The organism is Mucilaginibacter sp. (assembly GCF_039207105.1).
GTDB lineage: Bacteria > Bacteroidota > Bacteroidia > Sphingobacteriales > Sphingobacteriaceae > Mucilaginibacter.
The window spans coordinates 1-14,321 of record NZ_JBCECK010000033.1; the positions used below are offsets into that span (position 1 = coordinate 1).

Sequence of the window (14,321 nt, forward strand, 5' to 3'; positions counted from 1 at the left end):
TAAATATGGCGTAATGAGGAGGCTCTTCCAGCGTTTTCAGAAACGCGTTAAAAGCTGCCTGCGATAGCATGTGCACCTCATCAATAATATAAACCTTGTAACGGGCCGCTTGTGGCGGTATGCGTACCTGCTCAATCAGGCTACGAATATCATCAACCGAGTTGTTTGATGCCGCATCAAGCTCGTGAACATTAAATGAGTTGCCGTTTTCAAAAGCCTTACATGAAGCACATTCCCCGCAGGCTTCGCCATTAGGTTGTAAATTGGTACAGTTTATTGTTTTGGCCAAAATACGCGCGCAGGTAGTTTTACCCACACCACGCGGGCCGCAGAACAAAAATGCCTGCGCTAACTGATTGTTTTTAATAGCATTTTTGAGCGTATTGGTGATATGTTGCTGACCAACAACGGTTTCAAAAGTAGCCGGGCGATATTTACGGGCCGAAACAATAAAATTATCCACAGCTACGAAGGTAACAAGAAATTGCTTTAAGTTAAAGTACCAATAAAACGAATGTGTAAAATTAGAGAGCCTTGATGTTATTGCAGGTCATCATCGGGTAAATGATCATCATCTTCCACGTCATTACCGGCTATATCGTTTTCCGAATCAAGCCTGTCGTCAAAGTCTTCATCATCTTCATCATCCCAATCACCTTCAATATGCCCGTTACCACCTGGCAATGTAATATTCAGAGGGCTTGTTGCATGCTGGTTTAAATTTGCGCCCTCGTAATGCGTAAATTTCATAGTTTTAATAATCTCGGCCGCAATTTACGCACAGAGTTTGTTCCTGCTTAATAATTCATTAAAATATATTCGAAAACTACAATTTACACACAAAACTATTTTGCTTTTAGCGCTAAAAACATTTGATAAATACAGATAATCTATCTACATTTGCAGCCCGTTTAGTGCGGGTAAATAATTAAAAATCAAATAATAATGCAACAGTACGAAATCGTGATCGTTCTAACCCCGTTGTTATCTGAAGAAGTTGCTAAAGAGGCTAACGCCAAATTCAGCAAAATTTTAACAGATGGCGGAGCCGAAATTGTCCAGGAGGATAATTGGGGTTTGAGAAAATTAGCGTACCCTATTCAAAAGAAAACTACAGGGTACTATCACTTAACTGAATTTAAGGCTCCAGGTGAATTAATTAACAAATTGGAGGTTGAGTTAAGGCGCGATGAGCGTGTTTTGCGTTTCCTGACCATTGCTTTGGACAAACATGCCATTGCTTACAATGACAAAAAACGCAGCGGTGCTTTTAACAAAAAACCAGCAGCTAAAGCGGAGGAAACAAACTAATGGCTAACGAACAAATTAAATACGTTACCGCTCCAAAAGTGGAGGATAACCGTAAAAAATACTGCCGTTTTAAAAAGAATGGTATTAAGTATATTGATTACAAAGACGCAAACTTTTTATTAAAGTTCATTAACGATCAAGGTAAAGTATTACCACGTCGTTTAACTGGTACTTCATTAAAGTTTCAGCGTAAAGTGGCTCAAGCTGTTAAACGTGCACGCCATATTGGTTTATTACCTTACGTTACAGATTCATTAAAATAATAGGAGATTTAAGAAATGGAAGTTATTTTAAAACAAGATGTAAAAAACCTGGGTGATAAAGACGATGTAGTAAACGTTAAACCAGGTTATGGCCGTAACTACCTTTTACCTAAAGGTTACGCCATATTAGCTACTCCAAGCGCACGTAAAGTTTTAGCTGAAAACTTGAAACAAGCTCAGTTTAAACAAGAAAAAATCCGTAAGGATGCCGACGCGATAGCTGCCCGTTTAGAAGGCGTTAAATTGAACATTGGCGCTAAAGCCGGTGAAAGCGGTAAAATTTTCGGTGCTATCAACACTATTCAAATTGCTGATGCATTGAAAAAAGAAGGCTTTGAGGTTGACCGTCGTCGTATTACTTTTGATCAGGAGCCTAAGTTTGTTGGTGATTACATCGCAAACGTAAACCTGCACAAAGAAGTAAAAGTACAGGTTCCTTTCTCAGTTGTAGCTGAGTAATTATACTGATCCATTTTAGGGTCATCAATGTTATTTAAAATTTTAGAGGGTGTTTTGCAGAGCAAAGCACCCTCTTTTTTATAGCTCAAATTAGTTTTCGTGAAACGAACTGCTTCATCAAATAAAAAGCCCGGTCAACGTTCCAAATCTGGTAATTCCAAATCAAAATTTGGCGGTATTTTTAAACTCGTATTCAGGGTATTTAAGCTGGTGTTTTTAATTTTTGTAGGCATAAGCCTTTTAGGGGTACTGTTCTATCGTTTTGTGAACCCTCCTTTTACCTGGCTCATGATTGAGCGTGGCTTTCAGCGCAAAGCCGCAGGTAAAGAGTGGAAAGTAGATAAACAATGGAAAGACTTTGATGATATATCAGATAATATGAAGCGTGCCGCTGTGGCCGCCGAAGACCAGTCTTTTTTGGAGCATCACGGTTTTGATTTCAGAGCCATTGAAAAAGCCATTGAAAGAAACGCGCACAGCAAAAAACTAATAGGCGGCAGTACCATATCGCAGCAGGTGGCCAAAAACGTTTTCCTTTGGGAAGGACGATCTTTATTAAGAAAAGGTATTGAAGCTTACTTTACCGTATTGATAGAGGTTTTCTGGAGCAAAAAACGCATCATGGAGGTTTACCTCAATGAAATAGAAATGGGCGATGGTATATATGGTATCGAGGCTGCCTCGCAAGCCTACTTTCATAAACCGGCAGCTAATTTAACCAAACATGAAGCTGCTGCTATCGCGGTGATATTCCCAAGTCCGTTGAAATGGTCGGCCACTAAGCCAACCCGTTACTTGAAGCACAGGCAATACCTGATTATGAAAAACATGCGCAGACTGGGGCCGCTGGATTTTTAAGCCCCCTAACCCCTAAAGGGGGAATAAAATTATATGCTTAAGGCTTCTCCTTTAGGGGGTTGAGGGGCCTCTACTTCTTATACTTCCACATTCTTGTTTTGCCTTCGGTGAGCCATTCAATAGATGTTTCCAGTCGTTTCTGACGGGTAGCATCGGTTTTGGCTTCGGTAAACCACTCTACATATTCTTTTTTATTGGAATAGCTAAATCCGTCAAAAACTTCTTTTGCACGGCCATGCTTGGCTAACAATTCAGTAAAATAATCAGGGATAATCAACTCTGCCTTTTCTGTTGCAGTCTTTTTAGGCTTAGGATGGGCTTTAACGCCTAATTCGTTCAGGGCTATGCCTTGCAGTATATAATCAATAATTATTTGTTTAGCCGGCAGGTTATCAATGCTGGTTAGCCGGCCAAAGCTGCCCATAGCGGCTTCTTCGCTCGGATTCAATATGCCGTAGTTATCTTTAATAAGAGATGACCTCCAAAAGCCAAATGCACCGTGTTGTTTAAAGGAAGCCATATGGCATACCGGGCCTTTGTACTCAAAAAAAGGCATACCCCACTTCATGGTTTCACCAATCAACGGTGAAGCTTCATGTACAACTTCCCGGATGTATTCTAATATGGGTTGAGCAAACTCGGCAGATTTGGCAATATATGCATCTACCCGGCTATCGTATTGTTCCATAAATAAATTTATACAAACACTACGATTTTTACAAGGGCTTATTAACTGACCAGATCCCGGAATAACTGTATGTGCCAGCTATTTTTAAAAGGCACCTCCCATTTGCTTTCCAACTCGGTTACGTTTTGTACCATATTGTTGTAAACAATGGTTTCGGTGTTGATCTTCCCTTGTTTTAACATATCCTCAAAGGCGTGGCGAGGTAATGATTTGATCTCCTCTCCTTCGCGGTAAGCCAAGTTAAACCTGTCGAACAGATTAATGCTGAATTTTTGCTCCAGCTGCTTCATAAAATGCACTGATTTATCAATAGAGCACCCGCTGGCACCAGCCTGACTTTCATCAACTATCAAAATAAAAAAACGATTGTAGCGCACCTCGGCTTTAGCCTTTAACTGGTTGTTATGGGCTGTCCAGCTGATGGTAAAATCATCCAGTTCCTGCTGTATTTGCAGGGCTTCCTGATCGGTCAGTTTTTTATCGGCCTGATATACCCAAACCCTTGAGTGTTGAGAAAATTCCATTTACAAAAATATCAATTTATTAACTTCGGGTTACATTTTGTTGTCATGAAAAAAACACTTCTGTCACAAACAAAAAAAATTTGGTTGGTTGCTCCTGTTTTGCTCATAATCGGGCTTAATTATAGCTTTAAAGCAGGAACCGACGATATAGAATGGCTGGGTTGGAGCAATAAATGCCTAACAGAAAGCTATAATCCCCTACCCGATACCAAATTAAAAAAGTGGGAATTGGCCCTCACTAATGATTATTTTTTGCGCCTCCGAAAAACTTATCAACATGGTAAACAGGAATATTTTTCCTTCAATTTGCATCGCTTAAACAGCGTAGATTACCAGGGCAATGAGCAAGCGGGTACACTTCAATTAAGCACCGCTGCCGATGACATTATTGTGCAAACTTATGAAGATCCCAAAGGTGATATCGACTCTATGTCGACCACACTTGAACTGCCGGTAAGAAACATGAGCGCCGCCCGGTTGGATAGCCTGAAGAGTGCGCTCAGTTATTTTAAAGCAAAGGGATTATAGGTTATTAACCCTAACGGTTATCTCGGCTATATCCAGCACTTGTATCTCCTGCTCTTTATCCTGGTGTTTTACACCATCGGTAAGCATGGTCATGCAAAACGGGCAAGCCGCGGCTACTACCTGTGCTTTGGCCTCCAAAATATCAACCATACGCTCATCGTTGATATCTTTTTTGCCTGGTTCGGGTTCTTTAAACATTTGCGCACCACCGGCACCGCAACATAAGCCGTTTGATTTGCAGCGTTTCAGTTCAACCAATTCGGCATCCAACACCTCAAGGGCAGCCCGTGGCGCCTCATATACATTATTACCACGACCTAAGTAGCAAGGGTCATGAAAAGTGATCTTTCTACCTTTAAAGCTTTCGCCGCCTTCGGCTTTCAGTTTACCATCATCAATCAGCTGTTGTATCAACTGCGAATGGTGAATAACCTCATAGTTGCCACCCAAACTCGGATACTCATTTTTAATGGTATTAAAACAATGCGGGCAGCTCGTCACTATTTTTTTAACATTATAGGCGTTAAGCACCTCTATATTGGTCATGGCCAGCATTTGGAATAAAAACTCGTTGCCTGCACGCTTGGCCGGGTCGCCGGTACAACTCTCCTCTGTACCCAGCACAGCATAGCCTATACCTACATGCTGTAATATTTTACAAATGTCCCGTGTGATTTTCTGTGCCCGCTCATCAAAGCTACCGGCGCAGCCTACCCAAAATAATATCTCCGGCTCTTGTCCATTGGCGGCCATATCGGCCATAGTAGGTATTTTCAGTTCACTCATTATTTATCCTTTATATGACCATTGATCCCTTTACTCACTGATCTCGGTTATAAATTCGTTTATACTGCTATAGTTTTTAAATCCAATTGCCGAATCAATAGCATCTAATTGCTTCAAAATATCAAGCGCTACGTTTAAAGCGTCAATTTCCTTTCCAACCATGTTGGCATCCCAATTAATACCGGCTAAGGCTTCATTTTCAGCCATTTCTATACACCAGCTTTCTAAAAATTCTGCCAGTGGAATTTCAACAGGCGAATAGCCACGCCAGTCATCCCGGGCGCAAACTTTAGCAAGGGCTCTGTCTGACCAAAACGGAATCACAATAACCTCTTCACTATCATTTGCATGAGAGTTAGCCCAGCCATCTTTACTTTTCAGCGTCCACACCAATTTGGTTGCCGCCACCTTATTTACAAAGAGCTGGTATTTTGATTCGTTGGTTGCTTGATCTTGTAACATAATCTTAGATTTTATCGGCCCAATTAAACCTGTCGGCCTGGCTGTATTTCCAGGGGGCGCCGTTATTTTCCACATTGCCAAACATGTTGTTCAGACTGGCGGGTGCCTGCGATTCTTCCATCACCACATAGCGGCGCATCTCGGTAATGATCTCCAATGGGTTAATGTTTACCGGGCATGCCTCAGCACAGGCATTACAGGTGGTACAAGCCCAAAGCTCTTCGCGGGTGATATAGTTATCCAGCAATGCTTTACCATCGTCATGATCCTTACCGTATTTATCCAGGTTGTTGCCCACCTCGGTAACCCTGTCGCGCGTATCCATCATAATTTTACGGGGCGATAAAAGCTTCCCCGTAATATTGGCCGGGCACACCGATGTACACCTGCCGCATTCAGTACAGGTATAGGCTTCCATCAGGTTTTTCCAGGTCAGATCCGTTACATCTTTAACTCCGAAACGTGCCGGCTCACCAGTATTTTCGGGAACGAAAGAAGGATCAAGCATGGCCTTCACCTCATTGGTAACCGATGCCATATTGGTAAATTTACCTTTATTATTCAGGTTAGAATAATAAGTATTGGGGAAAGCCAGCAAGATGTGGAAATGCTTGGAGTAAGGCATATAATTTAAAAACAACAAAATACCTACAATATGGAACCACCAGCATACACGCTCGATAATTGCTAAAGCCTGGGCGTTATCGGGCAATAAAGGGGCTATAAGTGAGCCTATCGGAAAACTTCCTGCCTTGACGTAATGACTAAAGTGCAATAACTGCAATTTATAGTCGGCCGCGTTCATGGTTAAAAAAGCGGTCATGAGCAATATTTCGGTAATTAGGATATAGTTGGCATCAGATTTAGGCCAGCTGGTCATCTCCACACCTGTAAAGCGTTTTAAATGCACCACATTACGCCTACACAGGAAAACAACACAAGCCGTAAGCACCAGCACCGCCAATAATTCAAACGCTCCTATCAGCAAACCATATAAAGCACCTAAAGGATGCGAAAATATACGGTGCGAACCGAATATGCCGTCAATCATGATCTCCAGCACCTCCAGGTTGATGATCACGAAACCTATATAAATAAAAAAGTGCATGATGGCCGCCACAGGCCGTTTTACCATTTTAGTTTGCCCCAGGGCTACTCGAGCCATCACCTTCCAGCGAGTGGCAGCGTTGTCAGATCGATCAGTATCCTTCCCTAACAATATATTGCGCCTTATTTTAGCTACGTTTTTGGCGAAGAGGTATATGGCTAATCCTAAAATGATAATAAATATAGCTTGTGCAATCATTATGCGTGCATAGTATTTTTTCTAAATTCAAAGTTAATTGAATTGTTGAAAGAGAAAAGCGGTTTTGGACATCAAATACAGACGTATCCGTAAGTAATTGATTACATGAAACATTCTTTACCAAAATGCTTAATTTAGAAGCAATCCAATTATTGGAGGATTATTTTTCTAAACTTTTTTCAAAAAAAAGTTTGCAACCATAAAAAAAAAGCTACATTTGCACTCCCGAAACGACGGAAGGTACCATAGCTCAGATGGTAGAGCAAAGGACTGAAAATCCTTGTGTCACTGGTTCGATCCCAGTTGGTACCACAGTTTCAAAGCCTCTTAGTAAATACTAAGAGGCTTTTTTTATGGCAAAATTGTGTTCCGTAGCCCAAATGCTTTTTTTTAATGCTCATTTTTTAATTCGCGGAGCTTGTTTATGTAAGATGTGTTGTCCTGATCCGCATTGTGTGCGATAAATTCTTCCAATACGTCCATATACTCTTTTTTGAAGGACGGGTCTTCGGGGCTGGCTTCGTATTGAATGCGTGCTTTGTTTAAAGCACTAAGTTCTTCGGATCTTTTGATGTCCTTGGCACCTTGTGTTTCCTCAAAAAGGATCACGATGTTTTTTTCGTAGCCCGGTATAAATTTTACGGGAAACTTTACACCGGTTTCCGGGATGTTGATGGTATTGGAAATAGGATAAATACTTGCTGTCATGGTTGAAAACGTCCCTTTTTGATAACTGCCATCACCCTTTTGTACAATAAAATCATAATCGTAGATATACTGGTCATTCAAGGTTGAATTGGTTTCAGTGGCTTGGGTAATGACCGCTGTACTTCGCGTTCCGAATGCGTTTAAAAATGCAGCGTTGATAAACTGGCCGGTAAACGCATTAATAATGGAGTAAACGAAAGCAACAATTGGGAAAACTATCTTCTTGAACTTGAATGCTAATACGATAGCGATGAACATAAGACATAAGGCAAACAAAAAGCCGTGGTGGCCCATGAAATAAAAGAATCTCGAGAAAATGACCATAAGCTAACCGTATTAATTTATCTGTAATTCTTTATGCTTAAAAAAGGAAAATAATCTAACAAAGTATTATTAAAATGGTTCGAAAGCTTTAAGGGGGGAGTCAGCTATCTATTTAACAATGAAGATAATTCCTTTTTAAGAACTTACATACTCCTTGGGCCAAAAGTTTGATGGACGCGGAAAGCTAAGCGCCTCCAAAACAAATTGTTTGGACAAGCTATTGCAGCATTAATATTTCAATGAATAAATCCCGCTTTTTCTTTCCATAAAGCTCCGACAGTACTCTGCTGAACTTCCAGCACCCGTTCAATATATTTAATTGCTTCTTTTGAAATCTCAATTCCATGACCGGTTGCATCAAATATTTTTATGTCGGCAATTGTCCCTATATGCTTCTTGGCTGAAGCTATCGCCTTTTTGTAGGACAATACCTTGTCGTTGCCGCCGAGGAGGAGATAGACTTCTGATTTAATTTGATTTAGCTCATCCGGTTTTAACGGCTGAGGATAATCTGCCTGATTAATAAAATTCCTGATCACAAACAGTTTGTATTCATTTAATAATTGCATAAATGGTTCGCTCAAGCTATGATTTGGTGGATGCAATATAATTTTATCAATGAATTTTTGTACGCTGCTAACCGTTTTCAGCAGTGTTGCTAAATTGCTATAATAAAGGTTTGCGACAGACAGGGAGTGTTCCCCTATCCCTGCCGGATTCATTAAAATCACCTTGCTAACCATTGAGGGCGAAATCTGACACAGCTTCATGCAAACAATTGCACCAAATGAAGCGCCCATAATTGTTGCCCTACTGATAGACAGTTTATTTAATACCTCTGTCGCCCAAATTCCATATCCCTGCGTTTTAATATCAGGACTATTTCCCTCACTTAAATTAGGCCCGCCGTTAGTTTCTACAAGGTACAACCGATATTTTTCTTTAAGCGAAGCCAGGTTGTTATCAAAATCCCAAAACAAAGAACTGGTTGTAGAACCCGAAAATATTACAATCGCTTCTTTATCTTTGTATTCGGTATTATAAGCCCAAACCCTGGTTTTGCCTAAAGAGTTATGAATAATCATGGTTTCGTACCATGATGAGTTTAATTGTTGTACTCGTGTAGCCCAGTCTTCCAGGAAAGCGTTAGCCTTCTCCGCATCCCGGAAATAGGATATTCCTTTTATTTTCATTTTTTGTTACTCATGGCCATATCTTAAAGGCGTTGATTTTATTTTGATCAGTTAATAATATTGATCAGGTTGTTTTTTTATAATTAAAAATTGCCCAGGTATTAAACACAATGGCGAAGGCCAATACTTTTGCTAAATGGTATTTTATATCGTCAAAACCGCTACCCTTTAATACAATCATTCGCATTACATCAATCATATAACTCACCGGGTTAAATTTTGTAACTGCTTTGGCCCAATCAGGCATACTCTCAATAGGTGTAAATAATCCTCCCATCATAATAAAAATCATGAGGAAGAAAAACGCGATAAACATGGCCTGCTGCTGTGTTTCGCAATAGGTTGAGATCAGTAAGCCTATTCCGAGTACAGCTAAAAGGTAAACCAATATAAATCCATACATCAACAGTATACTACCCTCGGGCAAAATGCCATATACAAGCCAGGCCACCAACAAGCCAAGGGTAAATACCAGCAGGCTCAATATCAGGAAAGGGATAAGTTTACCTAAAATGAACTGATACTTTTTTATTGGTGTTACATTAACCTGTTCAATGGTTCCTATTTCTTTCTCCTTTACAATATTCAGCGATGTCAGGTATCCGCCTATCAGGGTAAGTAATACTGCCAAAATACCCGGAACCATATAAACACGATAGTTCATTAAAGGGTTATACCAGTTAGTTGGGTTAACCTCAATTGTTGGTTTTGAGTTAAACTTACCTGGTACATCTATCCTGATCCGTACATCACTATTAAAATTGCTAATGATCGTGTTTAAATAGGCGCCGCCAAGGTTTGCCTTAGTACCATTAATGGCATTTACCGCTACAAACACTTTTTGTTGATCTTCTTTGATCAGGCGCTGTTCAAATCCCTGAGGAATTTCGAGCACAAGGTCGGCTTCGTCGGTTTCTATCAATTTAAAAGCATCGCTGTACGAGGTTTTTACACCAGTCATCTTGAAATACCCCGATGACGTAATTTTTGATATCAGTTTTGCCGAATAGGTAGAATGATCATTATCAACAACAGTGATATTAATATTCTTCACCTCATAATTAGCCGCTAAAGGGAGTATCAGTAATTGCATAACAGGTACCACCAATATCATGGCAAGGATAGCCTGGTTACGGAATATCTGCCTGAACTCTTTTTGGAGCAAAAATTTTATGGTTCTCATGCCAAACGTATTTTAAAGTTTTTGATACTTATTGTTAGTAGAATCAGAGTTATCGCCACCAGTATCAGTGTTTCCTGCCATATGGCGGAAAATCCCACCCCTTTTATCATGATTGATTTCACAATGATGTAAAACCATTTTGCCGGTATCACATTTGAAAGCCACTGTAGTGCAACCGGCATATTTTCAATCGGGAACATAAAGCCACTGAACATTACAGTTGGCAGCAACATTCCCATCAGCGATATCAACATAGCCACCTGCTGCGACTCTGTATTTACCGAGATTAGCAAGCCTAATGACAAGCAGGTAATGATAAACAAGGTACTTTCGGCAAAAAGCAGAAAGATGCTTCCGCTAATAGGCAGCTCCAGTACAAAAACACTCAGCAGTAGTATGGTGCAAACATTGCCTAATGAGAGAATCAGGTATGGGAATGCTTTGGCCAGTATTACCAGCATAGGCCTGAACGGAGATACTAATAATATTTCCATAGTTCCCGTTTCCTTTTCCTTTACAATGGAAATAGCGGTCATCATTACGCAAACCAGCATCAGTACCAGCGCCATAACCCCAGGTACAAAATTGGGCGCACCTTTTAATTCGGGATTGTACAGCATCCGCATTTCCGGAATAATTCGATGAGGCCTTTTCGATTCTTTATTTAACTCCCCCTGATAATCGGCCACCACGGAGGAAAGGTAATTGGTTAATGTATTGGCGGTATTAGGGTCTGTTGAATCTGCTATTACCTGGATAGTCGCCTTATTCTGATGCAGAAGATCATGATTAAAATGCTCGGGAAAAATAATCGCCAGTTTGATCTCACCCTTTTTAAACAGCGTTTCAATTTGCTGACGGTTCAGCGCTGTATTTTCAATCTCGAAATACTCGCTTGTACCTATTTTGGTAATGATCTTTTGCGATGCGATGTCTTTAGCATGATCAACGATAATAACCTTTGACTTTTTCACCTCATTGGTAAGCGCGAATCCAAATATAAGTATCTGTATCACAGGCAAACCAAAGAGGATAAGCAGCGTCTTTCTGTCACGAAGCACATGTGCAAATTCTTTTTTTACGAATGTTAAAAACTGTTTCATTTTTTAATTTTTAAGATTATTCACTTCTTTTTGCACCTCTCGCCAGTTCAAAAAATACTTCGTCCATTGAGCCTACCGAAAATTGCTTTTTAAGATTTGCCGGACTATCCAACGCTTTTATTCGTCCATCAACCATGATAGATATCCGATTACAATACTCGGCCTCATCCATGTAATGTGTGGTTACAAAAATGGTTATCCCCCTATCAGCCGCGCTGTATATCAGATCCCAGAACTGCCTGCGGGTTACCGGGTCAACACCACCTGTTGGCTCATCAAGGAAAACAATTTTGGGTTCATGCAATATGGCCACCGAAAATGAGAGTTTTTGTTTCCAGCCGAGAGGAAGCGAGCCTACTAATTTTTTAGCTTCGCTCTGCAATCCTAACTCATAAAGCAGTTCTTCACTTTTTGATTTGATCTTCTTATCTGTAAGTCCGTAAATACCGCCAAAAAATTTTATGTTTTCCAACACAGTTAGGTCTTCATACAGCGAAAATTTTTGGCTCATGTAGCCAATGTTCTTTTTGATACACTCTGTTTGTTTGTAAATATCAAACCCAGCTATGGCCGCGTCTCCTGATGATGGTATTGAAAGCCCGCACAGCATGCGCATGGCGGTAGTTTTACCGGCGCCGTTGGCACCAAGAAACCCAAATATTTCACCTTTATACACTTCAAGTGTTATTTCGTTGGTGGCAATGAAGTCGCCAAAACGCTTGGTGAGTTTTTCTGTTTTTATAACGGTCTCTTTCATTTCAGTTTTTCAATAGTTTTATAAAGCAATCTTCTATGGTGGGTTTTACTATATCCATTTCTATGTCCTTATACCCATTGTTTTGTAAGTGTATCATCAATTCAGCCTTTGCCTGCTCTGTGTTGTCTATTAACGACAGGTGCAGGTATTCGCCGAAAATGAAGCAACTCAAGGTGTTTGAGTAATTATTGAGATCCTTTAGCAGATCGTACATTTTGTTGGCCCTGATCTGGTACAGTTGTGAAGGATAGGCATTGATAATATTATCAGGTGTATCAATAGATAATATCTTCCCGTTCTGCATCAACGCTATCCTGTCGCACAAGGTAGCTTCATCCATATAAGGGGTTGAAACAACAATGGTTATATCCTGCTGCTTTAACCGCTTTAACATTTCCCAAAATTCCTTTCTTGAAACTGGGTCGACACCTGTTGTTGGCTCATCCAGAAACAGTACGGTAGGCTTATGGATCAACGCGCAGCATAGTGCCAGTTTCTGCTTCATCCCACCAGACAGCTTACCCGCCCTGCGCTTTTTAAAGGGTTCAATTTGTACGTAGATATCTTTGATCAACTCGTAGTTCTCTGCTACACTTGTACCAAATACAGTGGCAAAAAAGTGGATATTCTCTTCAATCGTCATATCCGGATAAAGCGAAAATTTACCAGGCATATACCCTACGTTATTCCTGATCTGCTTATAATCCTTAACTACATCAAAGCCGTCAACCATCGCGGTTCCGCCATCGGGTAACAAAACGGTAGTAAGTATTCTGAAAATACTGGTTTTTCCGGCTCCGTCAGGGCCTATCAGGCCAAATAACTCTCCTTTATTTACCTTGAGAGATATGCTATCTACAGCAACTTTTTGCTCTTTGCCATAGGTTTTTGTGATGTTATTGAGTACAACCGCTTCCATAATTATAGTTTTACATCGGCATACATACCAATCTTCAAATCACCATCATTCTTAACCCTGATCTTCACGGCATACACCAGGTTGGCCCTTTCATCTTTTGTTTGTATTGTTTTAGGCGTAAACTCAGCAGCGCTACTTATCCACTCAACTTTCCCGCTATAGTTTTTATAATTTCCGTTAGTATCATTTATCATTACTTTAACCGGTTGATTAAATTTTACTGCAGACAACTGATTACCGGAAACATAAGCTCTCAATATCAGCGTAGACAGATCGGCAATTTTGTAAAGCGGTTTTCCGTCTGTTGCTATTTCATTTTCCTCTGCATATTTGATCAATACCGTTCCTGTAACTTTATTTTCAATGCGGCATTTTGCAAGCTGATCATCTATCTGAGCTATCTGTGATTTTAAAGGGGCTACATCCTTGGCTATACCATTATTTTGGATGGTTAGTAATGATCTTTGTGCCGCCTGCTCACTTTTGATCACATTTAATTGTTTCTGAGCCGCGTCGACCGCGCCATTAATATCATCCAGTTGCTTTGGCGTTGCAGCATCAGCTTTCACTAAATTCTCAATGCGTTTTTGTTCTATCAGTTGTGTTTGCAAATTGCTTTGTGCCACGGCCAATTGTTTACTATAAGGATTGGTTTGCGTGGCAATGTCCTGGGTTCTGCTTTCCACTGATTTTATCTGCGATTCCAACTGTTCTTTTTTCAGTTGAAGCTGAACAGTATCAATATATCCGATGAACTGACCAGCTTTCAATATATCGCCTTCTTTTATATTGAACTGTTTGATCTGGCCTGATTGTTCTGCAGATATTATGGTTTCTGTTGTTTCAAATGTGCCAGAAGCATCATACTTGTTTTTGTTACTGCTGCATGAGGCTAAACCTATCGCTGCAAATGCTATAATAAATACCTTTTTCATAATGTTAACTCGTT

General features: G+C 40.3%; 19 protein-coding genes and 1 tRNA gene. 6 read left to right on the top strand and 14 right to left on the bottom strand.

From position 1 onward, the window contains the following. Together dnaX and AAGC65_RS09270 are read right to left on the bottom strand one after the other, a co-directional pair. A partial coding sequence (gene dnaX, locus AAGC65_RS09265) for a DNA polymerase III subunit gamma/tau (protein WP_343112161.1) occupies nucleotides 1-463 on the bottom strand: 463 nt, incomplete at its 3' end. 77 nt (nucleotides 464-540) lie between these two features. Further along, complete coding sequence (locus AAGC65_RS09270; protein WP_343112162.1) at nucleotides 541-750, bottom strand: hypothetical protein; 210 nt, start codon at nucleotides 748-750, stop codon at nucleotides 541-543. 195 nt (nucleotides 751-945) lie between these two features. On the opposite strand from AAGC65_RS09270, the gene rpsF reads away from it, so the two are divergent. From rpsF to mtgA, 4 genes are all read left to right on the top strand, one after another. Next, nucleotides 946-1,311: a 30S ribosomal protein S6 gene (gene rpsF / locus AAGC65_RS09275; RefSeq protein ID WP_343112163.1), complete on the top strand. Its 366-nt coding sequence runs from the start codon at nucleotides 946-948 to the stop codon at nucleotides 1,309-1,311. Next, complete coding sequence (rpsR, locus tag AAGC65_RS09280) at nucleotides 1,311-1,574, top strand: 30S ribosomal protein S18 (protein WP_022833472.1); 264 nt, start codon at nucleotides 1,311-1,313, stop codon at nucleotides 1,572-1,574. The genes rpsF and rpsR overlap by 1 nt, the downstream gene beginning before the upstream one ends. A 15-nt stretch (nucleotides 1,575-1,589) precedes the next feature. Next, entirely contained in the window at nucleotides 1,590-2,033 is a 444-nt protein-coding gene (gene rplI, locus AAGC65_RS09285) for a 50S ribosomal protein L9 (RefSeq protein WP_290324172.1), read from the top strand. A gap of 177 nt (nucleotides 2,034-2,210) precedes the next feature. Continuing rightward, complete coding sequence (gene mtgA, locus AAGC65_RS09290; RefSeq protein ID WP_343112198.1) at nucleotides 2,211-2,891, top strand: monofunctional biosynthetic peptidoglycan transglycosylase; 681 nt, start codon at nucleotides 2,211-2,213, stop codon at nucleotides 2,889-2,891. Nucleotides 2,892-2,961: 70 nt separating this feature from the next. Here the strand turns inward: mtgA and AAGC65_RS09295 are convergent, their stop codons facing one another. Next, nucleotides 2,962-3,579 carry a YdeI/OmpD-associated family protein gene (locus AAGC65_RS09295; RefSeq protein ID WP_343112164.1) on the bottom strand — a complete coding sequence of 206 codons (618 nt, stop codon included), beginning with the start codon at nucleotides 3,577-3,579 and terminating at the stop codon, nucleotides 2,962-2,964. Nucleotides 3,580-3,620: 41 nt separating this feature from the next. Further along, nucleotides 3,621-4,103 (bottom strand): ABC transporter ATPase, encoded by a 483-nt coding sequence (locus AAGC65_RS09300; RefSeq protein WP_343112165.1) that lies wholly within the window; start codon nucleotides 4,101-4,103, stop codon nucleotides 3,621-3,623. Nucleotides 4,104-4,148: 45 nt separating this feature from the next. Between AAGC65_RS09300 and AAGC65_RS09305 the strand changes: the two genes are divergently transcribed. Then, complete coding sequence (locus tag AAGC65_RS09305) at nucleotides 4,149-4,631, top strand: hypothetical protein (RefSeq protein ID WP_343112166.1); 483 nt, start codon at nucleotides 4,149-4,151, stop codon at nucleotides 4,629-4,631. On the opposite strand, the gene AAGC65_RS09310 is transcribed toward AAGC65_RS09305, so the two are convergent. The 3 genes from AAGC65_RS09310 to AAGC65_RS09320 are packed head-to-tail and all read right to left on the bottom strand — an operon-like array spanning nucleotide 4,626 to nucleotide 7,185. Next, nucleotides 4,626-5,417, bottom strand: a complete 792-nt coding sequence (locus tag AAGC65_RS09310; protein WP_343112167.1) for a (Fe-S)-binding protein — start codon at nucleotides 5,415-5,417, stop codon at nucleotides 4,626-4,628. The two genes, AAGC65_RS09305 and AAGC65_RS09310, sit on opposite strands and share 6 nt — an antisense overlap. A gap of 30 nt (nucleotides 5,418-5,447) precedes the next feature. After that, entirely contained in the window at nucleotides 5,448-5,879 is a 432-nt protein-coding gene (locus AAGC65_RS09315; protein ID WP_343112168.1) for a DUF2750 domain-containing protein, read from the bottom strand. Between the two features lie 4 nt (nucleotides 5,880-5,883). Then, on the bottom strand, nucleotides 5,884-7,185 hold the full coding sequence (locus AAGC65_RS09320) for a (Fe-S)-binding protein (protein WP_343112169.1): 1,302 nt from the start codon (nucleotides 7,183-7,185) through the stop codon (nucleotides 5,884-5,886). A 239-nt stretch (nucleotides 7,186-7,424) separates the two neighbouring features. Between AAGC65_RS09320 and AAGC65_RS09325 the strand changes: the two genes are divergently transcribed. Beyond that, nucleotides 7,425-7,497: transfer RNA gene (locus tag AAGC65_RS09325), tRNA-Phe, on the top strand. A gap of 78 nt (nucleotides 7,498-7,575) precedes the next feature. On the opposite strand, the gene AAGC65_RS09330 is transcribed toward AAGC65_RS09325, so the two are convergent. From AAGC65_RS09330 to AAGC65_RS09360, 7 genes are all read right to left on the bottom strand, one after another. Then, nucleotides 7,576-8,151, bottom strand: coding sequence for a hypothetical protein (locus AAGC65_RS09330; protein ID WP_343112170.1), 576 nt, complete (start codon nucleotides 8,149-8,151; stop codon nucleotides 7,576-7,578). 302 nt (nucleotides 8,152-8,453) lie between these two features. Next, nucleotides 8,454-9,410, bottom strand: coding sequence for a hypothetical protein (locus AAGC65_RS09335; protein ID WP_343112171.1), 957 nt, complete (start codon nucleotides 9,408-9,410; stop codon nucleotides 8,454-8,456). 64 nt (nucleotides 9,411-9,474) lie between these two features. After that, nucleotides 9,475-10,593 carry an ABC transporter permease gene (locus tag AAGC65_RS09340; RefSeq protein ID WP_343112172.1) on the bottom strand — a complete coding sequence of 373 codons (1,119 nt, stop codon included), beginning with the start codon at nucleotides 10,591-10,593 and terminating at the stop codon, nucleotides 9,475-9,477. Continuing rightward, complete coding sequence (locus AAGC65_RS09345) at nucleotides 10,590-11,696, bottom strand: ABC transporter permease (RefSeq protein ID WP_343112173.1); 1,107 nt, start codon at nucleotides 11,694-11,696, stop codon at nucleotides 10,590-10,592. Before AAGC65_RS09345 ends, AAGC65_RS09340 begins: the two co-directional genes overlap by 4 nt. Before the next feature lie 16 nt (nucleotides 11,697-11,712). Continuing rightward, nucleotides 11,713-12,453, bottom strand: coding sequence for an ABC transporter ATP-binding protein (locus tag AAGC65_RS09350; protein WP_343112174.1), 741 nt, complete (start codon nucleotides 12,451-12,453; stop codon nucleotides 11,713-11,715). A gap of 1 nt (nucleotide 12,454) precedes the next feature. Further along, nucleotides 12,455-13,372, bottom strand: coding sequence for an ABC transporter ATP-binding protein (locus AAGC65_RS09355; RefSeq protein WP_343112175.1), 918 nt, complete (start codon nucleotides 13,370-13,372; stop codon nucleotides 12,455-12,457). Between the two features lie 2 nt (nucleotides 13,373-13,374). After that, nucleotides 13,375-14,307 (bottom strand): HlyD family efflux transporter periplasmic adaptor subunit, encoded by a 933-nt coding sequence (locus tag AAGC65_RS09360; protein WP_343112176.1) that lies wholly within the window; start codon nucleotides 14,305-14,307, stop codon nucleotides 13,375-13,377. Nucleotides 14,308-14,321 lie beyond the last annotated feature (14 nt).